This is a genomic window from Janthinobacterium sp. FW305-128 (assembly GCF_020858135.1).
Taxonomy (GTDB): Bacteria; Pseudomonadota; Gammaproteobacteria; order Burkholderiales; family Burkholderiaceae_D; genus Janthinobacterium.
Genome location: NZ_JACYMK010000001.1, coordinates 590,495 through 613,142, shown reverse-complemented (window position 1 = coordinate 613,142; position 22,648 = coordinate 590,495). Strand labels below are relative to the sequence as shown.

General features: G+C 66.6%; 17 protein-coding genes. 8 read left to right on the top strand and 9 right to left on the bottom strand.

The features are described 5' to 3' along the window. Positions 1 to 89: 89 nt before the first annotated feature. The 6 genes from IGS60_RS28305 to ybaK form a co-directional block, all read right to left on the bottom strand. Positions 90 to 1,751 carry a GDYXXLXY domain-containing protein gene (locus IGS60_RS28305; protein WP_268993876.1) on the bottom strand — a complete coding sequence of 554 codons (1,662 nt, stop codon included), beginning with the start codon at positions 1,749 to 1,751 and terminating at the stop codon, positions 90 to 92. Then, a complete protein-coding gene (locus IGS60_RS02790) occupies positions 1,748 to 2,707 on the bottom strand; it encodes a DUF2157 domain-containing protein (RefSeq protein WP_230502233.1) in 960 nt (319 codons plus the stop codon). The genes IGS60_RS28305 and IGS60_RS02790 overlap by 4 nt, the downstream gene beginning before the upstream one ends. 48 nt (positions 2,708 to 2,755) lie before the next feature. After that, a complete protein-coding gene (locus IGS60_RS02785) occupies positions 2,756 to 3,046 on the bottom strand; it encodes a DUF427 domain-containing protein (protein WP_230502231.1) in 291 nt (96 codons plus the stop codon). 70 nt (positions 3,047 to 3,116) lie between these two features. Then, entirely contained in the window at positions 3,117 to 3,788 is a 672-nt protein-coding gene (locus IGS60_RS02780) for a DsbA family oxidoreductase (RefSeq protein ID WP_230502229.1), read from the bottom strand. 90 nt (positions 3,789 to 3,878) lie between these two features. After that, positions 3,879 to 4,523 (bottom strand): glycerol-3-phosphate 1-O-acyltransferase PlsY, encoded by a 645-nt coding sequence (gene plsY / locus IGS60_RS02775; protein WP_230502228.1) that lies wholly within the window; start codon positions 4,521 to 4,523, stop codon positions 3,879 to 3,881. Between the two features lie 97 nt (positions 4,524 to 4,620). Beyond that, complete coding sequence (gene ybaK, locus IGS60_RS02770) at positions 4,621 to 5,112, bottom strand: Cys-tRNA(Pro) deacylase (protein ID WP_230502226.1); 492 nt, start codon at positions 5,110 to 5,112, stop codon at positions 4,621 to 4,623. Positions 5,113 to 5,149: 37 nt separating this feature from the next. Between ybaK and IGS60_RS02765 the strand changes: the two genes are divergently transcribed. Continuing rightward, the gene (locus IGS60_RS02765) at positions 5,150 to 6,127 is read left to right on the top strand and encodes an endonuclease/exonuclease/phosphatase family protein (protein WP_230502224.1); all 978 of its coding nucleotides are present in this window, start codon (positions 5,150 to 5,152) and stop codon (positions 6,125 to 6,127) included. Here the strand turns inward: IGS60_RS02765 and IGS60_RS02760 are convergent. Continuing rightward, a complete protein-coding gene (locus IGS60_RS02760; RefSeq protein WP_230502222.1) occupies positions 6,124 to 8,658 on the bottom strand; it encodes a bifunctional diguanylate cyclase/phosphodiesterase in 2,535 nt (844 codons plus the stop codon). The two genes, IGS60_RS02765 and IGS60_RS02760, sit on opposite strands and share 4 nt — an antisense overlap. Positions 8,659 to 9,049: 391 nt before the next feature. Between IGS60_RS02760 and IGS60_RS02755 the strand changes: the two genes are divergently transcribed. The 4 genes from IGS60_RS02755 (at position 9,050) to IGS60_RS02740 (ending at position 14,797) form a co-directional block, all read left to right on the top strand. Beyond that, complete coding sequence (locus IGS60_RS02755; RefSeq protein ID WP_230502219.1) at positions 9,050 to 10,288, top strand: efflux RND transporter periplasmic adaptor subunit; 1,239 nt, start codon at positions 9,050 to 9,052, stop codon at positions 10,286 to 10,288. A gap of 3 nt (positions 10,289 to 10,291) precedes the next feature. Beyond that, positions 10,292 to 13,405: an efflux RND transporter permease subunit gene (locus tag IGS60_RS02750; RefSeq protein ID WP_230502217.1), complete on the top strand. Its 3,114-nt coding sequence runs from the start codon at positions 10,292 to 10,294 to the stop codon at positions 13,403 to 13,405. A gap of 358 nt (positions 13,406 to 13,763) precedes the next feature. Further along, positions 13,764 to 14,486, top strand: a complete 723-nt coding sequence (locus tag IGS60_RS02745) for an MgtC/SapB family protein (RefSeq protein WP_070223069.1) — start codon at positions 13,764 to 13,766, stop codon at positions 14,484 to 14,486. Further along, positions 14,486 to 14,797 carry a hypothetical protein gene (locus IGS60_RS02740; RefSeq protein WP_230502215.1) on the top strand — a complete coding sequence of 104 codons (312 nt, stop codon included), beginning with the start codon at positions 14,486 to 14,488 and terminating at the stop codon, positions 14,795 to 14,797. The genes IGS60_RS02745 and IGS60_RS02740 overlap by 1 nt, the downstream gene beginning before the upstream one ends. Here IGS60_RS02740 and IGS60_RS02735 read toward each other — a convergent pair. Both IGS60_RS02735 and IGS60_RS02730 read right to left on the bottom strand, forming a co-directional pair. Beyond that, the gene (locus IGS60_RS02735; protein ID WP_205602421.1) at positions 14,789 to 16,186 is read right to left on the bottom strand and encodes a cell wall metabolism sensor histidine kinase WalK; all 1,398 of its coding nucleotides are present in this window, start codon (positions 16,184 to 16,186) and stop codon (positions 14,789 to 14,791) included. The two genes, IGS60_RS02740 and IGS60_RS02735, sit on opposite strands and share 9 nt — an antisense overlap. Further along, positions 16,179 to 16,859, bottom strand: coding sequence for a response regulator transcription factor (locus IGS60_RS02730; protein WP_230502214.1), 681 nt, complete (start codon positions 16,857 to 16,859; stop codon positions 16,179 to 16,181). Before IGS60_RS02730 ends, IGS60_RS02735 begins: the two co-directional genes overlap by 8 nt. Before the next feature lie 238 nt (positions 16,860 to 17,097). On the opposite strand from IGS60_RS02730, the gene IGS60_RS02725 reads away from it, so the two are divergent. Genes IGS60_RS02725 through IGS60_RS02715 form a run of 3 tightly spaced genes read left to right on the top strand, consistent with a single transcriptional unit; the run spans position 17,098 to position 22,592 of the window. Then, positions 17,098 to 18,231 (top strand): efflux RND transporter periplasmic adaptor subunit, encoded by a 1,134-nt coding sequence (locus IGS60_RS02725; RefSeq protein ID WP_230502212.1) that lies wholly within the window; start codon positions 17,098 to 17,100, stop codon positions 18,229 to 18,231. Then, a complete protein-coding gene (locus IGS60_RS02720; RefSeq protein ID WP_230502210.1) occupies positions 18,224 to 21,328 on the top strand; it encodes an efflux RND transporter permease subunit in 3,105 nt (1,034 codons plus the stop codon). The genes IGS60_RS02725 and IGS60_RS02720 overlap by 8 nt, the downstream gene beginning before the upstream one ends. After that, positions 21,315 to 22,592: a TolC family protein gene (locus IGS60_RS02715; protein WP_230502207.1), complete on the top strand. Its 1,278-nt coding sequence runs from the start codon at positions 21,315 to 21,317 to the stop codon at positions 22,590 to 22,592. The genes IGS60_RS02720 and IGS60_RS02715 overlap by 14 nt, the downstream gene beginning before the upstream one ends. Positions 22,593 to 22,648 lie beyond the last annotated feature (56 nt).

The following is a 22,648-nucleotide window of genomic DNA, read 5'->3' as shown; positions in this document are numbered from 1 at the left end:
CAGGATGCGGCCACATCAATAGCAAAGGCTGGGCTCGTACCCTCAGGGTACGCCCCCGGATTCTGCCATTGGTTTGTGCAATCAAGCGGCTACAGCGCCTGTAAATCTTCCCCGCGCATGCCAACCAGCAAGGCGCGGCCATCGGGCAGCACGCGGAACTCGCCGTAACGGGCCTTTTCCCAGCGCGCCGCCTCGCCTTCCTTGAAGAACCAGGCATCGCTGACCAGCACCCAGTTGCCATCCTTCGGCGTCAGCTCGAGCAAAAATTCGCCGGGCGCCAGCGCCTCCCTCGTGTAAGGGCGCAGCAGTTCGGCCACGCCGCGCGCATCGCGCCGGGCCACCACGAAGGGACGGCCCGGCGCCCGCTCCACGCTGGCCAACGTGGAGAGGACGCCCAGGTTGACGAAATTGAGGCGCATGTAGTCGCCCTGCATCAGCGAGCGGGGATCGACGGGTTCCAGCGCCACGAAGATGGCCTCGCCCTTGGCGATCAGCTGCTCCTTCTGCCAGATGCCGATGTTGGCCACCAGCAGCACCAGCAGCAAGCCGCCCAGCGCACCCAGGCGCAAGAAGCGGCGTTCGACCGCCACGTCCGCCGGTTTGCTTTCCACCAGGTGCAGCACGGCGCCGCGCGTGGCCAGCCACGACAGGGCGCACAGCACGGCGCCGGCCACGGCCAGCAGCGCCGCCTTGCTGGCCAGCGGCCAGGCCAGCTGGTAATAAAAGCTGCCGATGATCCACGCCGCCGCCAGCGCGGCCGCGACGGCCACGCGTGTACGCCCGCTCGTCACGCAATACGCGAGGATCAGCAGCACGGGGCCCAGCGCCGGCATGAACCACGCCAGCACGATCAGCACCAGGGCCACGCCGATGGCGGGCAACTGGCGCAGCGCCGGCCAGCGCCAGCCCGTCCAGGCGGCCGCCGCCGTGGCCAGCACGAGCGAGACGCCGTTCAACGCTTGCGCATACCAGGCGCCGGCATGGTGCCTGCTCACTTCGCGCGCCACTTCGCCCGTGAAGCCGCCGCCCAAGGCACCGCCCAGCATGAAGGTCATGCCGGACCAGAAGACCAGCCCCAGCAAGATGGCCAGGACCCACCCCGTCGACAGCGATTCCAGGAAGGCGGCAATGGGCGCGCCGCGGCCATCGTTGAAGGCTTGCTTCTGCAGCCAGTGGGCCGCCAGCCAGAGTGCCAGGGCCAGCATCCAGGCCAGATACAGTTGCGTCGGATCGTTATCGAAGATCCAGTCGCGCGTGCTGTCGACGATGCCCAGCCCCAGCAAGCCGCAGGCGACCAGCCCCAGCAGCACGCGCAGCCAGTCGCGCGGCAAGGCGGCGGCCACCACCAGGGTTGCCAGGCACAGCAGCAGCGACGCCGTCTGCGTGGAATAGTCGCGGTACAAGGCGTAGCCGAGCAAGCCGCCGCCCACCAGCAGACAGGGCACGGCCAGCTGCTCGACAAACAGCGCCACGCCGCGCGTGCGGATCAGCAGGACGGACACCACCAGCACGATGGCGGCCACGACATACGCGCCGGGACCGTGGCGCACGACGCTTTCCAGGCCCACGCCCAGCGCAATCATCAGGGGAATGGCGGCAAGCCAGGCACCGAAGGCCGTCATCAGCACCAGCGGCCACGGCCGTACATCCTGCACGGGGCGGCTGGCGTTGGGCGGCAACAGGCCGGCGCGCGTGGCATCGTCGATCAGGGTGCCGAGCGCATCGTCGCGCTGAGTGTTCATCTTGCTCATGCCGCCTCCTGGCGCGTGCGCCACAGAATGCCTTGCACGGTCAGCGCCAGCAGCACGGCTGCCAGCAAGCCCAGCGTGGCCAGCGCGCCGACGCCATCGCCATGACCGTTGAACAGCACGTGCGTCAGCCCTCCCACCAGCAAGGTATTGATACCGAGCGCGACGGCGCTCAGGCCGAACACGTCAAAGTAGCGGCGCGTGGCCAGCAGGACAGCGGCGACGGCCAGCAAGCCGAGACCGGCCCAGTACGGCGATTCGATCTCATTGCCGAACAGGGCACTGACGGCCGTGCCCGTGATAAGGATGGTGGCGAGTACCAGACCCAGGCGCAAGGCCCAGACACCGGCGCCCGTCCAGCGCGCCAGCAGGGGCGAGACAAACGCACAGGCCAGCAGCACGGCCAGCCAGCCGCTGACGAAAATGGACAGGTCGGCCGAATCGATGCGCCAGCTGTGGCGCGCATGCGCCTGCATCCACAGGGCGGCGGCCGTGGCCAGCACCAGCATCCAAGGCGTCCACAGCACGTCGCTGCGCGCGACTAAACACAGGGGCAAGGCCAGCACGGCCCACAGGGCGAACAGCTGCCACGGATCGGCGCCCGTCTGGTAGGTCTGGCCGAAATACGCGAACAGGCCGCCGATGGCCAGCAAGGCCATCAGCAGCAGCGGTATGCGCGCCTTGGGCACGGCGAAGGCGCCCACGCAGGCGGCGGCAAACACGCCTTGCAGCAGGGCGAAGCGGCCCATGCGGCCCAGGTCTTCCCAGTTGGCGGCGACCCAGCAGATCAGGCCCATGCCCAGCAGCGCGGCGCCCAGCACGGCCACGCCGCGCGGCAGCCAGTAGGCCAGGCGCGCCGGTTCGCGCTGGAAACCGGCCGCTTCCTGCAACTGCCGGGTTTGCTGGGCATCGAGCGCATGGGCCGAGGCGAGTTGGTACACGGCGAGGCGTAAATCCATCGTCTGCTTTCTTTGTCAGGGCTTTGTCAGGAAATAGGGGGAGTCAGGTCAGCGCTCGACGCTCACGCCGCGCCAGAAGGCGACGTGGCCGGCAATTTGCTTGGCGGCATCCTTGGGCTGGGGGTAATACCAGGCGGCGTTGGCGTTCGTCTGGCCATCGACGACGACATCGTAATAGCTGGCCGTGCCTTTCCACGGGCAGACGCTCGTGTGGCTGCTGGGACGCAAGTACTCCTGCGTCACCGCCGACAAAGGAAAATACACATTGTTTTCAACGACTTGCACCTGCGCATCGGTGGCTTGCGCGATGACGGCGCCATTCCAGCTGGCTGTTGGCATTTGACTATCCTCCTTCTTTGCCGAGTGTAGCCGAAAAAGCCCGCCATGGCGCGCGCCATTGGCGCCCCGTTCAGGCGCCGCTGATGATCTGGCGCAAGGCTTGCTCAAACACTTCGGGCGGCTGGCCGCCGGAAATCAGGTGGCGCTCGTTGATGATGACGGCGGGCACGGAATTGATGCCGTTCTGCTGATAGAAGCGCTCCTGCGCGCGCACCTCGTCCGCATAGGCATCGGACGCCAGCACTTCGGCCGCTTTCGCGGTATCGAGGCCCACCTTGCCCGCCACAGCCAGCAGCACCTCGTGCGAGGACGGATCCTGGCCCTGCGTGAAGTAGGCATCGAACAAGGCCATCTTGAGTGCCTTCTGGCGCCCTTCCAGAGCAGCCCAGTGCAGCAGCCGGTGCGCATCGAAGGTGTTGTAGATGCGCCCGCGCTTGTCCATGGCAAAGGTAAAGCCCAGCTGTTCGCCGCGCGCGCGGATCGATTCGCGCGACTGCGCCATCTGTTCCGGGGTGGAACCGTATTTGCGGGCGATGTGTTCGCCGATATCCTCGCCCTCGGGCGGCATATTCGCGTTCAGTTCGAAAGGCTGGAAGTGGATGTCGGCCTGGACGGTGCCGTCCAGCTTGGCCAGCGCCTGCTCCAGCGACTTCAGGCCCACCACGCACCAGGGGCAGGAAACGTCGGAAACGAAATCGATACGGATAGGGGTGGGTGTGGCGGAGGTGGTGGAAACGGTCATGGTGGGCAGCCTTTGCGCGAGTCGGTGGCGGCCGCACCGCGCGGCGCCGCAAGCACAGCATATGCGTGCGGGCCGCGGGAAATCAAGCGCTTACTTTTTCTGCACGGGTGCCTTGGCCCCATCCTTCTTGCCGCCGATCTTGCTTTCTTTACCAGAGAGCAAGTTCGCGATGTTCTGGCTGTGGCGATACGCCAGCAGCACGCTCATGACGATCACGGCCAGCAAGATGGGATCGACGCCGAACAGCAAGCCGTAGTAAAACGGCGCGAACAGGGCCGCCACCAGGGCTGCCAGCGAGGAATAGCGAAACGCGTAGGCGATGATCAGCCAGGTGGCCAGGGTCGCCAGGCCCAGCCAGGGATTAATGCCCAGCAACACACCGAGGGCCGTGGCCACGCCCTTGCCGCCGACGAAGCGGAAGAACACGGGCCACAGATGGCCCAGGAAGACGGCGATGGCCACCAGGGCCACGGCCGTGTCGCCCACGCCCAGCGCGCTGGCAAAATGGTCGGCCAGGAACACGGCCAGCCAGCCCTTGGCGCCATCGCCCAGCAGGGTCATGATGGCGGCCCCCTTGTTGCCGCTGCGCAGCACGTTGGTGGCGCCCGGGTTTTTCGAGCCATAGGTGCGCGGATCGGCAATGCCGTAGACCTTGCTCATCACCACGGCAAACGATATCGAGCCGAGCAAGTAAGCGGCCACTGTCATTGCCACGGTTGTGATTACTGGATTCATTTCTTCCCTTTATTGTGTTTATTACACCAGCATCGAGGCTGGCGCAGCAGAATATACACCAGCGTCCAGTCCAGGGACAGGGCGGCGTCTGGTTTTCTTAATCTTGCAGCGCGCACTGCACCGGCTTGGCCTTGAGCAAGTCAAGCAAGACCTGCGGCGCCAGCGAGACGAGGAAACCGCGCCGCCCGCCATTGATGTAAATGCGCGGCAAGTCCAGGATCGATTGCTCCACGTACACGGGCATGGTCTTTTTGGTGCCGAAGGGCGAGGTGCCGCCGATCATGTAGCCGGAATGGCGCTGCGCCACTTCGGGCTTGCACGGCTCGACGGACTTGCAGCCGATGCCGCGCGCCAGGTTCTTGGTCGACACCTTGCAATCGCCATGCATGAGCACGATCAGCGGCTTGGCCGCCTCGTCCTGCATCACCAGGGTCTTGATCACTGCGTGTTCCGGCACGTTCAATTCGCGCGCCGAGACGCTGGTGCCGCCGTGCTCCTCGTAAGGATACGGGTGTTCTTCGAAGGAAACTTGATGCTTGCGCAGCAGCTGCGTCGCCTGGGTTTCGGAAATATGCTCTTTTTTAGCCATGCGTGATACGCTGATCGTTCAGTGAGGAGTGCTAATTATGCAGGAAGAAATCCGCTTTGCCACATTCAATGTCTGCAACCTCGCCCCCGCCGGGGCGAAATTGTATGACAACCTGGAACCGTTGAGCCCGGCGCAATACGAGGCCAAGGCGGAATGGACGGCGCGGCAGATCGACCTGCTCGACGCCGACGTGATCGGATTCCAGGAAATTTTCTCGCAGGCGGCCCTGCGCGACGTGATGTCGCGCACGCGCCACTACCGCGCAGCCACGCTGGCCGGCTACGATGCGACGGATATTGCCGGACGCATGCTGCCCACGGTGGCGCTCGTGTCGCGCCTGCCGCTGGCCGGCGCTGGTGTTGCCTGGGCGAATTTTCCCGCCGGCGTGACCGTGTCCGCCGACAGACAGTCCGCCGACGACAACGCCTGCCGCTTCGCCCGCGCGCCCCTGCATGTCCAGGTCATCTTGCCGGGCGGACAACTCACGGACGTGGTCGTCGTGCATTTGAAATCGCGCCGGCCCGACTACCGCCATGGCGACGGCAACGATGCCATCGCCTACGCGCTGGCCAACCTGCGCTCGCTGCAGCGGCGCGGCGCGGAAGCCGTCGCCCTGCGCGTGCTGGCAAGCGAGCTGGGCCACACTGGCCGTCCCCGCATCGTGCTGGGCGACTTCAACGACATCGCCAATGCCGTCACGACGGCCATCGTCATGGGCGCCGGCGCGCCGTGCGAACCGGGTGCCGAGATGCGCGCGCGCCTGTACGACGCCAACACCATCCAGCTGCGCCAGGACGCCCTGCGCCACGCGGGCTACACGAATATTCACGACAGCACCTACATGACGATCGACCATATCCTCGTGTCCGAACATTTTCATCCCGCCTCGCCGCGCGCCATCGGCGTGCTGCAGGAAGTGACGTATCTCAACGACCATTTGCTGCTGGGCTTGCCGCATGCCTCCGACCATGGCCAGGTGCTAGCACGCATCAAGCTGCTGGGCAACATTGACTAATTCAATAACTTCGCCAGCGTGCTGCCCGCGACTTGCGCGCTGGCAAAGCGCCCCTGGTATTGCTGGCAGCCCTGCCCCCGCAGATAGGCCAGCTGCTGCGCCGTTTCCACGCCTTCGGCGATCACCGTCAATTGCAGCTCGCGCGCCATGGCGATGATGGTGGCGGCGATGGCTGTGTCGGACTCGCCGACCGCGCCATCGGCCGCGGCCGGCAGGAACGACGGGTCGATCTTGAGTTGATCCACCGGGTAATGGCGCAGATTGGCCAGGCGCGAATAGCCGGTGCCGAAGTCGTCGATGGCCAGCCTGGCGCCCAGCGCACGCAGCTGCGCCAGCACGCCGGCCAGGCGCGCGCCCCCTTTCATCAGCAAGGATTCCGTCACTTCCAGTTCCAGGCAGGCGGCGGGCAAGCCCGACACGGCCAGCGCCTCTTGCACGCTGAGCAATAAGTTATTGTGCAGGCACTGCGCCGGCGACAGATTCACGGCCACTCTCCAGGCATGGCCCGCATCGTGCCAGGCGCGCGCGCGGCGGCAGGCTTGCTGCAGCACCCAGTTGCCGATCGAGACCATCAAGCCGCATTCCTCGGCCACGGCAATGAAACGCTCGGGCGGCAGCACGCCCAGTTGCGGGTGGCGCCAGCGCAACAGCGCTTCGGCGCCGAGGATTTGCCCGCTGGCGACATCGAGCGCGGGCTGGAATTCGAGCACGAACTCGTCGCGCCCCAGCGCTTCGCGCAAGCCCTGCTCCAGGCTAGCCCGCTCGACGATTTGCGCATTCATCTCGGCATTGAAAAACTGAAAATTGTTACGCCCGCTTTCCTTGGCGTGGTACATGGCGATGTCGGCGTTGTGCACGAGGGTATCGATGCTGTCGCCGTCGCTGGGAAAGATGGCCACGCCGATTGAGGTCGACACATGCAATTCGTACTCGCCCAGCTGATAGGGTTGCGTGACGGCATGCAGCAGGCTGGCCGCCACGTGGGCCACCTGGTCGATGCCGCCCACCTCGGCCAGGATGATGACGAACTCGTCGCCGCCATGCCGGCTGACCGTATCGACGCCGCGCACGCAGCGCACGAGGCGCCGCGCCACTTCCTTGAGCAGCAAATCGCCCACGTGGTGCCCCATGCTGTCATTGATGTGCTTGAAATGGTCGAGGTCCAGGTACAGGATGGCCAACATGCTCAGCTTGCGCCGCGCGGCCGCCAGCCCCAGCGACAGCCGGTCGAGCAGCAGCACGCGGTTCGGCAAGTCGGTGAGGAAATCGTGCTCGGCCAGGTGGCGCGTGTGCTCCTCGTTTTTCTTGCGCTCGCTGATGTCGCTGAGGATGGCCAGATAATTGCTCAATTGCCCCTGCGGGTCGCGGATGGCCGTCAGCGACAGCCAGGCCGGATAGCGCCCGCCCGCCTTGCGCTGGCCGACGATGTCGCCTTGCCAGTAACCGTTGGCATCGACTTCGTCCCACACGTGGTCGAAAAATGCGGGCACGTCCGGCTCGACGCCGTGCGGGACGAAGGGCTTGCCCAGCATGTCGTCGAGGCTGTAGCCGCTGATCTCGCTGTACGCGGGATTCATGCTGACGACGTGCTGCTGCGGGTCCATCACGACGATGGCCTCGCGCGCATGCTCGACAACCTGCGCCGACAGGTACAGGGCCCGCTCGGCCAGTTTGCGTGAGGAAATATCACGGATCACGGCGTAAAACAGATAGCTATGGTCGAGCGTGACGGACGTAAGCAGCACTTCGCCCCAGAACAGCTGGCCCGTGCACGTCTGGTAACGCCAATCGTAGCGGCAGTTGCCGTCGGCGTGGGCCTGCGCCGCCAGCTGCGTGCCGCGCAACGAGGACAATGCGCCATCGGGCTGGCGCAAGGGCGAAAAGTCGCTGAGGCGGCGCCCCAGCAGGCGTGTCCGGTCTTCGCATTGAAACAGGGCGATGGCGGCCGGATTCGCCTCGGCGATGTGCTCGTCGCGCAGCAGCACGATGGCGTCGGCCGACTTCTCGTACAGCTGGCGGAAATTGTCTCCCATCAGCAGCAGGGCGCCCTGCGCCGCGTCATCCTGGCCGCTGGGCGTGATGTCGGCATCGATGCAGACCACTTGCCGCACCCTTCCGGACTGCATGACCGGAAATACGGTGGAACAGATGCAGCGCGGCGCGGCCCCGTCGGCGTCCAGTTTCCACAGGCGCATGCCGCGCGCCTTGCCGCTCTCCCACACGGCCGCCAGTTCGCCGCTAACTTCCTCGGCCAGGGTGGCGGCACCGGGCAGCGAAGCGGCCACCCTGGCCCACGGCTGGCCCAGCGCCAGCTCGGCCGCCACGCCATACAGGCGCGCCGCACCCGCGCTCCAGTAGCGCACGATGCCGTCGCGGTCGATACCGCGCACGGCCAGGCCGGGCGCCTGTTCGACGGCGGCAACGATGATGGACAGCAAGTCGAGCGCCTTGCCGACCGGCCCCGCCTGCGGTTCGGCCGCGGCCAGCAAACGGCCCGGCGACGGGGCGGCTCCGGCAATCCGATCAGACATCAGCCCCCCCGTGGCGCGGCCGCGCGGCAACCGGCGGGCAAATGGCCTGTCCGGTAGCGCAACCATCCCGACCATTCTTGCGCGCCGGCGAATCGGCTTCTTGAGAAGGCGCAAGCATCGTGACGTGGACGGCGTGCATGCTGGCGATGGTCTTTGGTCGCCGTTTTTTGCATTCCAGCCCCGGTTTTGTGCAATCTGTCGCACGGCGATGGCGGCCGGACTTGGATCTTCCTAAAGTGGCAACATGCGCATCGCCGTGAACGGCCGCAGCGGCAGGCGTGTTGTCTGCGGCCGCCACGGTGATGCGCTACCCGAATTCCCCCGGCCCGCCGCAGGCCGGCCGCACCGAGACCTGGCGCCGAAGCCCTGCGCCGCTCCTGAAAAAAAACCTATGAAAAACGAGACCCTGCCCCCCGCCTCTCCCCTTGCCGCCACGCGCCGCCGGCGCTGGCGCATGCCCCTCTTGATCCTCGTCGTGCTGGGCCTGGCCGGCGGCGGCTGGACGGTGATGCAATCGAAGCAGCAAGCGGCTAAGGTTGCCGAACAGCAAGCGAGCAAGAAGAAGGAGCAGGCCAAGACGCCCGTGCATGAACTGGCCCAGGGCGACGTGGCCGCCATCGACGCGCGCGCACTCAGCATCAGCCTGCCCCTGTCCGGTTCGCTAGCACCCGTGACCCAGGCCACCATCAAGGCCAAGGTTTCCGGCGTGATCCAGGAAACGACCTTGCAGGAAGGCCAGCAAGTGGCCAACGGGCAAGTCCTCGTGCACCTCGATGCGGCCGACCTGCGCGCCCGCCTGACGCAGCAGCAAGCCATGCTGGACGAAGCGCAGGCGCGCCTGTCGATGGCGGCCAAGAATGAAGCGAACAGTCAGGCACTGCTCAAGCAAAAATACATTTCGCAGACGGCCTACGACACGACGCAAAACTCGGTCGACCTGGCGCGCGCCAACGTCAAGTCCGCCGCCGCCATGGTCGACATCGCCCGCATCGCGCTGGCCGACACGGTGATCCGCGCGCCGATGGCCGGCATCGTCAGCAAGCGCCACCTGCAGGCGGGCGAAAAAGTCGCGCCCGACATGCCCGTCTACACCATCGTCAACCTGGCCCAGCTGACCCTGGAAGCGCCCGTGCCCAGCGCGGAGATTCCCCGCATCAAGCTGGGCCAGGACGTGCGCTTCAAGGTCGACGGCTTCGGCGCGCGCGACTTCGCCGGCAAGGTCACGCGCATCAACCCCACCACCGAGAGCGGCTCGCGCGCCATGCTCGTCTACATCGCCGTCGACAATGGCGATGGCGCGCTGCGCGGCGGCATGTTCGCCAAGGGCAGCATCGTCACCGAACGCTCGCCCGTGGCGCCGCTGGTGCCGTTGACGGCCGTGCGCAACGAAAAGCAGGGCCCCGTCGTGTATGCGCTGGTGAATAACAAGGTGGTCGCGCAGCCCGTCACCCTGGGACTGCGCAACGAGGACGAAGGCTATGCCGAGGTCAAGTCGGGCCTGGTGCCGGGCGCGAAAGTCATCATCGCCAGGCTCGATGGCGTGAAACCGGGCCACAGCGTGACCTTCGCCGCGCCCGCCACCGGCCCCGCCCCCGCCGCGCCGGCGGCCGTGCTGGCACGGAAGGATTAAGCCATGTGGATGACCAAAGTCAGCATTCAAAACCCCGTCTTCGCCACCATGGTCATGGTGGCGCTGGTGGTGCTGGGCATCTTTTCCTACCGTGGCCTGGGCGTGGAGAGCATGCCCAGCGTGCAGTTCCCGTTCGCCGCCATTGAAGTGAACTACCCGGGCGCCTCGCCCGAAGCCGTGGAAAACGACATCACGCGCCCCATCGAGGACGCCGTCAACACCGTCAGCGGCATCAAGACCATCCGCGCCAATTCGTGGGAAGGACGCGCCGGCGTCTACCTGGAATTCGAGCTGTCGACGAACATGGACAAGGCCATGCAGGACTTGCGCGACAAGGTCGCCCTGGTGCGGCCGCGCTTCCCGAAGGAAGCCAAGGACCCGTTCATCGCGCGCGCCGAGGGCGACAACGAGCGCCCCATCGCCACCATCGTGCTGACCTCGACCGGGCATGACCTGCGCTCGCTGTCGACCATGACGGAGCAGATCATCAGCAAACGCTTCCAGGGCGTGGCCGGCGTGGGGCAGGTCAAGCTGCGCGGCCTGCGCGCGCGCCAGATCCTCATCAGCATGAAGCCGATCGAGCTCAATGCCCAGGGCATCGGCGTCGATGAAGTCATCCGCGCCATCCAGGCGACGAATACCAATTTGCCGGCCGGTTCCATCAGCCATGGCGCGGCCGAACAGCTGGTGCGCGTGGAAGGCAAGATCAAGGATGCGCGCGAATTCGGCAAGATCATCGTGGCGCGCCGCGCCATCGGTCCCGTCTACCTGGACCAGGTGGCCACCGTCGTCGACGGCGAGCAGGAAGAACTGTCGATTTCGCGCATGAACGGCCAGCAAGCCGTGACCATGGAAATCACCAAGGTGCAGGACGCCAACGTGGTCGAAGTGGGTACCGGCATCCTGAAAGTGGCGGCGGACCTGCAAAAGACCCTGCCGCCCGATATCACGCTGCGCGTGCTCGACGACGAATCGGAACGCGTGCAAAGCCAGCTCAATAACGTCAAGCGCACCATCATCGAAGGCGCCGTGCTGACCATGGTGATCGTCTTCCTGTTCCTGCACTCGTGGCGCTCGACCATCATCACGGGCTTGACCCTGCCGATCTCCGTGCTGGCCAGCTTCATCGCCATGAAGGCCTTTGGCTTCACCCTGAACTTTTTGACCCTGATGGCGCTGTCCCTGTGCATCGGCCTGCTGATCGACGACGCCATCGTGGTGCGCGAAAACATCGTGCGCCACCTGGGCATGGGCAAGAACCACTACCAGGCGGCCAACGACGGCACCAATGAAATCGGCCTGGCCGTGATGGCCACCACGTTCGCCATCGTCGCCGTGTTCGTGCCCGTCGCCTTCATGGACGGCATCATCGGCCGCTTTTTCCTGCAGTTCGGCATCACCGTGGCCGTCGCCGTGCTCGTTTCCCTGTTCGTCAGCTTCACGCTCGACCCCATGCTGTCGTCCGTCTGGCGCGACCCCGTCAAGGACCGCTTCAAGTACGCGCCGTGGCTGGGCCGCTTCATGGCCTGGATCGAAACGGGCATCGACCGCCTGCACGTCTGGTACGGCAAGGTGCTGGCTGTGGCCCTGCGCTGGCGCAAGACCACGCTGGCCACGGCCGTGGCGCTGTTCGCGGCCAGCCTGATGCTCGTGCCCATGATCGGCGGCGAGATGTTCCCCGAAACGGACCAGGGCTGGGTGAACCTGCGCTTCAAGACGCCCGTCGGCTCCAGCCTCGAATACACGGATTCCAAAGTGCGCCAGATCGAAACGGCCTTGAAGGAATTTCCCGAGATCGACAGCCTGGTGGCCAATATCGGCACGCCCGATGGGCGCAACACGGCCGAGGTGAACCTGAAGCTGACGGACATCAAGACGCACAAGCGCCGCTCGCAGCAGGAACTGGAAAAGCTGATCCGCGAACGCCTGGCGCCGATCGCCGGCATCACCCTGTCCGTCGGCCAGCGCCCCATCTTCATCGCCATCCTCGGCACCGACGAAGGCAAGCTCGATGCCGTGGCGCACACCCTGATGGACAAGATGCGCAACATCAAGGGCCTGGCCGACATGGAATACAGCCAGGAAGGCGCCAATCCGTCGACCACGGTGAAGATCAATAACGAACTGGCCAGCGACCTGGGCTTGTCGGTGCAGCAGATCGGCAATGCCCTGCGGCCGTTCGTGGCGGGCGACACGGTCAGCCACTGGCTGGCGTCCGACGGGCAAAACTACGACGTCAACGTGCAGCTGCCCAAATCGGGCCGGCAAAAGGTGGCCGACCTGGCCGACCTGTCGCTCGCGTCGAGCAAGCTTGATGCGAACGGCAAGCCCGTCATGATTCCGCTGCGCCAGGTGGTCGACTTTGTGCCGTCCTCGAGCCCGCAGGTGCTCAAACGCCAGGCCTTGCAGCGCCGGGTCGCGATCTATGCGGGCGTGCAGGGCCGCCCTGCCGGCGACGTCGACGCCGACGTGCAGAAGGCCATCAAGTCCATCGACCTGCCGCCGGGCGTGCGCTTCGACGTGGCCGGCAATGCGCAGCAGATGGCTGAAACCATGGGCGGCGCGATGATGGCGCTGGGGATCGCCGTGATCTTCATCTACCTGGTGCTGGCCTCGCAGTTCGGCAGCTTCCTGCAGCCGATCGCCATCATGGTGTCCTTGCCGCTGTCGCTGATCGGCGTGCTGGCCGCGCTGCTGATCACGGGTAGCACCCTGAACATCTTCTCCGTGATCGGCTTCATCATGCTCATGGGCTTAGTGACGAAGAACGCGATTCTGCTGGTCGACTTCACCAACCAGCGCCAGCGCGAAGGCCTGGGTCAGTTCGAGGCGCTGATGGAAGCGGGGCAAGTGCGTTTGCGTCCCATCCTGATGACGACCCTGGCGATGGTCTTCGGCATGCTGCCGATGGCCATCGGCATGGGCGACGGCGGCGAATCGCAGGCCCCGATGGGCCGCGCCGTCATCGGCGGCGTGATCACCTCGACCCTGCTGACCCTGGTGGTGGTGCCCGTCGCCTACACCTATCTCGACAGCCTGGGCAAGCGCGCCGCGCGCTTTTTCGGCGGCGGCGAGCATGCCGAATCCGCCGATGATGGCAAAGCACACGCCCACTGATTGACCGGTCGCCTTCACCGTCCCCGCATTGGCGGGGACGACGCGGCGGCTACCTGAAGAGAGCTTCAGTTGACCAAAGCAGCCCCACTGGCTAGACTGTCCCCGTTATCAATGATATGGAGTGACTCGTGGGTGCTTGTTCCAGTGACAGTAGTCGATTGACCATCGGCGATCGGCCTTAGGCAAGACGCGCGCATTCCGCCCGCCCTGCCCTCGGCAAGGTGCGGTTTTACCAGCGGCGGTACTCTCTCGCCGCCACTTCCCCCTCATCGTTCCACCGTTGTCGTCTGCTGCCCCCTTGCGGGCGGATTGTCTTCGCCCTTGCACTCGCCTGTTCCTCCCCAGCCGGGAGAAACTGATGGTGGTATTTGATTTTGCGCTGCGCGTTGCCGCGGCATTGACCCTGGGCGCCATGATCGGCGCCGAACGCCAGCTGCGCCAGCGCATGGCGGGGCTGCGCACGAATGCGCTGGTGTCCGTCGGCGCCTCGCTGTTCGTGATGGTTTCCGTGCTCGAAGGCGATGCCTCCGGCCATATGCGCATCGCCGCGCAAGTGGTGTCGGGCATCGGCTTTCTCGGTGCCGGCGTCATCATGCGCGAGGGCATGACGGTGCGCGGCCTGAACACGGCCGCCACCCTGTGGTGCTCGGCCGCCATCGGCATCCTGTGCGGCCTGGGGTTTGCCCTCGAAGCGGCCATCGGCACGGGCTTCGTGCTGATCGCCAACCTGGTGCTGCGCCACCTGGCGCAACGCATCAACGCGCACGGCAGCGAAGCGGGCATCGAGACGGAAAGCATCTACCGCGTGACGGCCGTGTGCGAGGCGGAGCAGGAAGTGCAGGTGCGCAAGCTGATGCTGCGCCTGATCAGCGGCATGCCGGCGCTGATGCTGCAATCCTTGCACAGCGAAGACGCGGCGCAGGCCGGGCGCATCGAAGTGCGGGCCGACCTGCTCACGCCCTTGTCCAGCCTGGGATTGCTGGAGCAGATCGTCAGCCAGGTCAGCCTGGAAGGCAGCGTCTCGGCCGTGCGCTGGGCGCTCGTGAACAACGCGGAATTTGTCGCTGAACGGGGAGTGTGATGATGAAAAAATTCTTCCATTGGTTTGCCAGGCGCGGTCCCGTCGTGGCCACCTACCGCCTGACCGTCACCTGCCCCGCGGCGCAAGCCGACCACGTGGTGCGCCTGCTGCTGGCCGAACTGCAAGACGCGGGCTTGGCGCCGTCGCAGATGCTGCGCAGCTGGGACGAAGCCCGGCAAGTGGTGCGGCTGATCGCCACGGTGCTGTGCCAGGCCGTGCAGCGCGCCGTGCTGGTGCGCTTCGTCAACCGCGCGGGCGCCTGGCCGCAAGTGCGGCAGGTGCGCTGGGAAGGCGTCGCCCCCTCAGCTTGACGCGGGCAGGCGCATGAGGAACAGCGCGCCGCCTTGCGGGCGGTTGCGCGCCTCGATGCTGCCGCCGTACGCGTGCACGATCGCTTGCGACAGGGCCAGGCCCAGGCCGAAGCCGGGCGCCTCGCCCGCGCGCGCCTGGGCGCCACGGTAAAAGCGCTCGAACAGATGCGGCAAGTCTTCCACGCCGATGCCCGGTCCCGCGTCCGCCACGCCGACGAGTGCATGTTCACCCTCGCGCGCCACGTGCACGCTGATGACACTATCGGGTGGCGAAAACTTTACGGCATTATCGAGCAGATTGGCCAGCACCAGGTCCACGGGGCCGGCCGCCACGCGCGCGTGCACGGCCACGCTGTCATCGAAGACGATGCGGATGCCGCGCTGCGCTGCCGGCTTTTCCAGCCGCTGCGCGGCCGCCCGCACGAGCGGATTGAGCGCGATGGTTTCCACGGCATTGCGCTCCTGCCCCACGTCCAGGCGCGTGAGCATCAGCAGTTCTTCCACCAGGGTCGTCAGGCGCTGCACTTCATCGAGGCAGGACGCCAGCGCGTCCACATACTCGGGCGCTTCGCGCGGACGGCGCAGGGTGATTTCGATTTCCGTGCGCAGGCGCGACAGGGGCGAGCGCAGTTCGTGCGAAGCATCGGCCGTGAAGCGGCGCTGCGCATCGTAGCCGTGTTCCAGGCGGTCCAGCATGGCGTTCAGGGTATCGACCAGGCGGCCGATCTCGTCCTGCGTGCCGGGATGGGGCAGGCGCTGGTGCAGGCTGGCCTCGCCGATCGAATGCGCCTGGTCCACCACGTCGTCGATGGCGCCCAGCACGCGGCGCGTGAGCATTTCGCCGGCCAGGCCCACGGCCGCCAGCAAGGCCAGCGCCATGGCGCCAAACAGCACGGTGGCCGCGGCCAGCACGTGATTCGTGTCGTCGAGCGAACCGGCCACCTGCACCGCCAGGCGCGCGCCGGACGAGGGCACGGGAATCGAGACCATGCGCAGTGGCTCCTCGCCGAACTTGGGCAAGGTTTCGAAGACGGTCTCGCCGGCCGCCAGGCGCGCCAGCAGGGCGGGCGGCGCCGGCAGCTGCGCCGCCTCCAGGTTGCGGCTGCGCGCCAGCACGCGGCCTTCGCCATCGATGATCTGCACCAGGCGGTCCAGCCGCGTCAACGACGGCGGCGCCAGGCCCGGCGCCACCTCGTGCACCTGCACGGGCTGGCGCGGCGCGGCCGGCAGCATGGCCATTTCCGTCTCGGCCAGCGCCAGCAGGGCCGCATCGAGCTGGCCATGCACGGCGCGCGACAGGCCCCAGTAGCCGGCCAGCGCCGTGCAGGCGACGATGGCGAGGATGACGGCCAGGTGCACCAGCAGCAATCGCTTGCGAAAGCTAGCCACCGTGGTTTTCCGCCAGGCGGAAGCCGCGTCCGCGCACCGTGTGGATCAGGGGCGGCAAGCCCGGCACATCGACCTTGCCCCGCAGGTTGCGCACGTGGACATCGATCAGGTTATCGATGCCGATCAGGTCAGCCTGCCAGATCTGCTCGGCCAGGCGCGCGCGGCTGACCACCTCGCCCGCCTGGCGCAGCAGGATCAGCAGAATCGCGTATTCCTTGGGAGTCAGCACCAGCGGCGCGCCGGCGCGCGTCGCCTGGTGGCTGACGGGATCGAGCGTCAGGTCGGCCAGCGCCAGCACCAGCGGGCGGCTGATGTCGGAGCGGCGCAGCAAGGCGCGGATGCGCGCCAGCAGCTCCTCGAATTCGAACGGCTTGGTCAGGTAATCGTCGGCGCCCGTGTTCAGGCCCGCCACCCGGTCGGCCGTGGCGTCACGCGCCGTGAGCATCAGCACGGGCGTCTGGATGCCGCGCGCGCGCAAATCGCGGCAAAAATCGATGCCCTGCTTGCCCGGCAACATCCAGTCCAGCACGATCGCGTCGTAGTCGACGGCGTAGCTTTCGTCTTCGCCCTCTTCCGCGCTGTGCGCCACGTCGACGACAAAGCCTTCTTCCTGCAAGCCACGGGCCAGCAGGCGTGCCGCCTTGCGGTCGTCTTCCACCAGGAGGATTCTCATGCCTGCCTTTCCCATTGTGCTGTGTTTTCCCGCATTTTCCATCCTTGCATTTTACCGCGCCACACCGCGCGCGCACGCAACCTGAAGAATGATTCAGGCGTTCTTGGGCGCTTCTTCAGGAGCACATTGCTATGCTTTTCCGGCGCTGTCATACCGCTGCCCGCGCTCCCCTCTGACCGCCCGCCTGGGCACGGCATCCACGCATGCCCCATCACCATCAATAACAAGGAAACACGGGATGAACACGACCACCCGCAACGCCCTGGGCGCCAGCTGCGCCCTCGCTCTCGCCTGCTCGGCCCTGGCCGGCTGCGCCAAACCGACGGCGGCAGCCACGCCGCCCGTCCAATCGATGCATCTGGACGACGGCAGCATCGCCGTCGACAGGATGTCGCCGCTGCGCCAGCGCCTGCAGATCGCCGCCGTGCAGGAACAGGAGATCGCCACACAGACGGAGGCACCGGGCAGCATCGAAGCGATGCCGGAAAAACTGGTGAAGATCACGCCGCCCCTGGCCGGGCGCATCACGCGCTTGCAGCGCGCCCTGGGCGACAGCGTGAAGGCGGGCGACCCGCTGTTCACGCTCGACTCGGCGGAACTCAGTGCTGCCTACGCGGACGACAGCAAGGCGAAGTCCGCCCTGCTGCAGGCGCGCCAGGAACTGGAGCGCCAGAAAACGCTGTTCGAGGCGGAAATCGCCGCGCGCAAGGAGTATGAGGCGGCCCAGGCGGCCTTTGCGCAGGCGGGCAGCGACGCGCAGGCCAGCGCCGACAAGCTGGCCCAGTATGGCGCCGGCGCGCGCGGCACACGCGGCACCCGCCGCGACTACGTGCTGCGTTCGCCCATCGCCGGCACCGTGATCGCCATGGACGGCGCCCAGGGCGGCTACTGGAACGATATCAACGCGCCCGTCATGACGGTGGCGGATCTCTCCACCGTGTGGCTGTCGGCCAACGTGGCCGAAAGGGACCTGGCGCAGGTGGCCGTGGGCCAGACGGCCCGCATCACCGTCGATGCCTGGCCCGGCAAGGCTTTCGAGGGCAAGGTCGCGTATGTGGGCGCCGTGCTCGATCCCGAGACGCGTACGGTGAAAGTGCGCGTGGCCATCGACAACCGCGCCGGCACCTTCAAGCCCGGCATGTTCGCCCACGCGGGATTCGCCGGCGCCAGCCGCCGCGCCCTCCTCGTGCCCGCGGCCGCCGTGCTGCAAAGCGGGCCATCGACGCGTGTGATGGTCGAGCGCAGCCCGCTGGTATTCACGCCGCGCACGGTGGAAGTGGGCGCCAGCCATGGAGAACAGGTGGAAATCCTCGCCGGCCTGAAAGCGGGCGAACGCATCGTCGTCAAGGAAGGAGTGCTGCTCAATGATTGACCGTTTCATCGCCACCTGCTGCCAGCGGCGCGGCATCGTCTGGCTGGTGCTGCTGTTCGTCGCCGTCTACGGCGTCTACTGCTGGAAGCAGCTGCCCATCGAAGCCTATCCCGACATCGCCGACGTGACCTCGCAGATCGTCACGCAGGTGCCGGGCCTGGGCGCCGAGGAGATCGAGCAGCAGATCACCATCCCGCTCGAGCGCGCCCTGCTCGGCACGCCCGGCATGCACGTGCTGCGCACGCGCAGCCTGTTCGCGCTGTCGCTGATCACCGTGGTGTTCGAGGATGGCAGCGACGGCTACTTCACGCGCGAACGGCTGCAGGAGCGCCTGGCCAGCGTGAACCTGCCGTACGACGCCAAGCCGGGACTCGATCCCTACACCTCGCCCACGGGCGAAATCTACCGCTACACGCTGGAATCGAAAACGCGCTCCCTGCGCGAACTGTCCGAGCTGCAGTTCTGGACCGTGATTCCGCGCCTGCAGCAGGTGCGCGGCGTGGCCGACGTCAGCAATTTCGGCGGCCTGACGACGCAGTTCATGCTGGAACTCGACCCCGCAAAACTGGACAGCTACGGTTTCTCGCTGGCGCAGGTGAAGGACGCCATCAACGCCAATAACCTCAGCGGCGGCGGCAGCGTCATCGACCGCGGCCAGCAATCGTACGTGGTGCGCGGCGTGGGCTTGCTGCATTCGCTCGGTGACATGGGTAACGTCGTCGTCAGCAGCAAGGACGGCGTGCCCGTGCTGGTGAAGGACCTGGGCAAGCTCGCCTACGGCAACGTGGAGCGGCGCGGCATCCTCGGCAAGGACGACAACCCCGACACCATCGAAGGCATCACCCTGCTGCTGAAGGATTTCAACCCGTCCGAAGCGCTGGCCGGCATCCATGCGGCCGTGGACGATTTGAATGCGAATGTGCTGCCGAAGGACGTCAAGGTCGTGCCCTATCTGGACCGCAGCTCGCTGATCGACGCCACCCTGCACACGGTCAGTTATACCCTGGGCGAAGGCATGCTGCTCGTCGCCCTCGTGCTGCTGCTGTATCTGGGCAGCCCGCGCGCGGCCGCCATCGTCGCGCTGACGATCCCGCTGGCCCTGCTGATCGCTTTCATCTTCATGCACCACTTTAAGATTCCCGCCAATTTGCTGTCCTTGGGAGCGATCGACTTCGGCATCCTCGTCGACGGTTCCGTGGTGGTGCTGGAAAACATGCTGCGCCGCCGCGAACGGGAGCAGGACCGTCCCCTGACCCTGCAGGACGCCATCGACGCGACCCTGCAGGTGGCGCGGCCCATCATGTTCGGCATGGCCGTCATCATCGCCGCCTACCTGCCCCTGTTCGCCTTCCAGCGCATCGAGTACAAGCTGTTTTCGCCCATGGCCTATGCGGTGGGCGCGGCGCTCGTGGGTGCGCTGGTGGTGGCCCTGGTACTGATCCCTGGCCTGGCCTGGCTGGCCCTGCGCAAGCCGCGCCGCACCTTCCATAACCGCGCGCTGGACAAGCTGGCGGGCGCGTACGGGCGCTTCCTCGAACGCATGGTGGGCAAGAAGCGCTGGGTGGCGATGGTGTGCGCAGGATCGCTCGCAGCGCTTGCCATCCTGGGCGGCAGCATCGGGCGCGATTTTTTACCCTACCTCGATGAGGGTTCGCTGTGGCTGCAGGTGCAGATGCCGCCCGGGATCACCCTGGACAAGGCGTCGGAGATGGCCAGCGAACTGCGGCGCGCCGCGCTGGAATTCCCGGAAGTGTCGACCATCGTCACGCAGACGGGACGCAACGACGACGGCACCGATTACTGGACGCCGTCGCACATCGAGGCAAGCGTGGGACTGCATCCCTATAAAAGCTGGAAGTCGGGCATGAGCAAGCAGCAGCTGATCGCGAAAATGAACGCACGCTTCGCGCGCATGCCCGGCGTCACAGTCGCCTTCATGCAGCCGATGATCGATGGCGTACAGGACAAATTGTCGGGCGCGCACAGCGACCTGACGGTGAAAATCTTCGGCAACGACCTCGATGAGGTGCGTGCCATCGCCGGCAAGGTGGCCAATGTGCTGAAGACTGTCCACGGCGCCTCCGACGTGGCGGTGGACGTGGAGCCGCCGCTGCCCAACCTGAAGGTGGAACTGGACCGTGCCAAGGCGGCCCGCTATGGCATCAATGCAGCCGACGTGGCCGACCTGATTGCCACCGGCATCGGCGGCGCGCCCATCGGCCAGGTCTACGTGGGCGAGAAAAGCTACGATATCGCCGTGCGCTTCCCGCCCGCCACGCGTTCCAGCCCGGACGCCATCGCCAGCCTGAAGCTCACTGCCGCCAACGGCGCGAGGATACCGCTGGCGCAGGTGGCCACCATCAGCACCACCTCGGGCGAAAGCGTGATCGTGCGTGAAATGGGGCGGCGCCACATCATCGTGCGCCTCAATGCCCGCGGACGCGACCTGGCCGGCTTCCTGGCCGAAGCGCGCCCGCTGGTGGCGCAAGCCGTGGCCGATGAACACCAGCGCATCGGCGTCGAGTGGGGCGGCCAGTTCGAAAACCTGCAGCGCGCGCAAAGCCGCCTGGCCCTGATCCTGCCGATGACCCTGGGCGCCATGTTTTTGCTGCTGTTTGGCCAGTTCCGCAACCTGCGCCAGCCCGCGCTGGTCTTGCTGGCCGTGCCGCTGGCCATGCTGGGCGGCCTGGCCGCGCTGCACCTGCGCGGCATGACCTTGAACGTGTCGAGCGCCGTCGGTTTCATCGCCCTGTTCGGCGTGGCCGTGCTCAATGCCGTGCTGATGCTGGCGCAGATCAACCGCTTGCGCGCGGACGAAGGCAGGAGCTTGCGCGACGCCGTGCTGGATGGCGCGCGCGACCGCATGCGCCCGGTGCTGATGACGGCCACCGTGGCCGCCCTGGGCCTGACGCCGGCCATGCTGGCGACGGGCCTGGGCAGCGACGTGCAGCGCCCGCTGGCCACCGTCGTGGTGGGCGGGCTGGTGACGGCGACGGCACTGACCCTGCTGCTGTTGCCGGCCCTGTATTACCTGATCGAGGCGTATGTACAACAACGCCGGACCGATACCGAAGGAGTGAACCATGACACGTTTTAATGTATTGCTGGCGGCTTGGCTGATCGCCCCCGGCGCCTGCGCCGCGCCCTTGACCTTCGAGACCTATTTGTCTGCCGTGGAAAGCCACAGCCTGGAATTGCAGGCGCAGCAGGAAGACATCGTCTCGGCCAAGGCCGGCATCGGCATCGCCGGCTTGCGTCCCGATCCCGAATTCACGCTGGGCGCCACGCGCGAAACCGTGCGCAGCGTCGAGCACCGTCCCGTCACGTGGAATCCGGCCATCAGCATGGCCATCGAAACGGGCGGCAAGCGTGCCGCGCGCTTGAAGGCGGCGCACAGCCACGTCGCGCTGGCCGAGGAAACGGTGGCCGGCTTCAAAAGCGAACTGTATGGCACGGCCGCCGCCGCGTTCACGGAAGCGTGCCGCACGCGCGAGGTCCTCGCGCGCAAGGAGCAGACCATGGCGGCCCTGTCGAAAGTCGTCGACGCGAATGCCGTGCGGCGCAAGGCGGGCGACGTGGGCGGCATCGAGCTGCTGCAGTCGCGCGTGGAACGCGACCAGTTCCAGGCCGAGCTGGCGCAGGCGCGCAGCGAGGCCGACAGCGCCATGTTGAATTTGTCGCCCCCCTTGGGCCGCCGGTTCGACAGCCTGTTTCCGGACGCGCAGCTGGCCTGCGACTTCGCCGCGTATGCCGACCAGGATGCCAGCGCCCTGGTGCCGCAGGCGCTCGAGGCGCGCAGCGACGTGCGCATCGCCCGCGCCACCGTGGACAATCTGCGCGACGGCGCGGCGCTCGTGCGCGCCAACCGCTCGGTCGACCCGACCGTCACCGTGGGCCTGGCCGCCGCGCGCGGCTACCATGACGGCGTTGACGCCAGCGGCAATCCCGTCGACGGGTCGCCGCGCTCGCGCGCCTTGAGCGTATCGCTGGCCATCCCCATCCCCCTGTCGCGGCGCGACAAGGGCGACGTGGTGCAGGCGGAAGCGGGCGTGACGCAAGCGATGCTGGCCCTGCGCCAGGCGGAACTGGCGGCGGAAACGCAGGTGCGCACGGCGCAGCGGCAGCTGCGTGCGGCGCAGGACAGGCTGGCGCGCTACCGCGACGGCGTGCTGGTCGATGCGCAAAAGGTGGTCGACGGCATGCGCCTGTCCTACTTCAGTGGCAATGCCTCGCTGCTGGAATGGCTGGCGGCGCAGCGTTCGGCCGATGAGGCGTATCAGGGTTATGTGCAGGCGCGCGCCGATGCGGCCATCGCCAGCACGCAGCTGCAACTGGCGATCGGCCAGCGGCCGCGCTTGTAGCGGGGGAAGGAAAAACGCGGGGAGACCGGCGCGGCCATGCCGCACCGGTCGTCAGA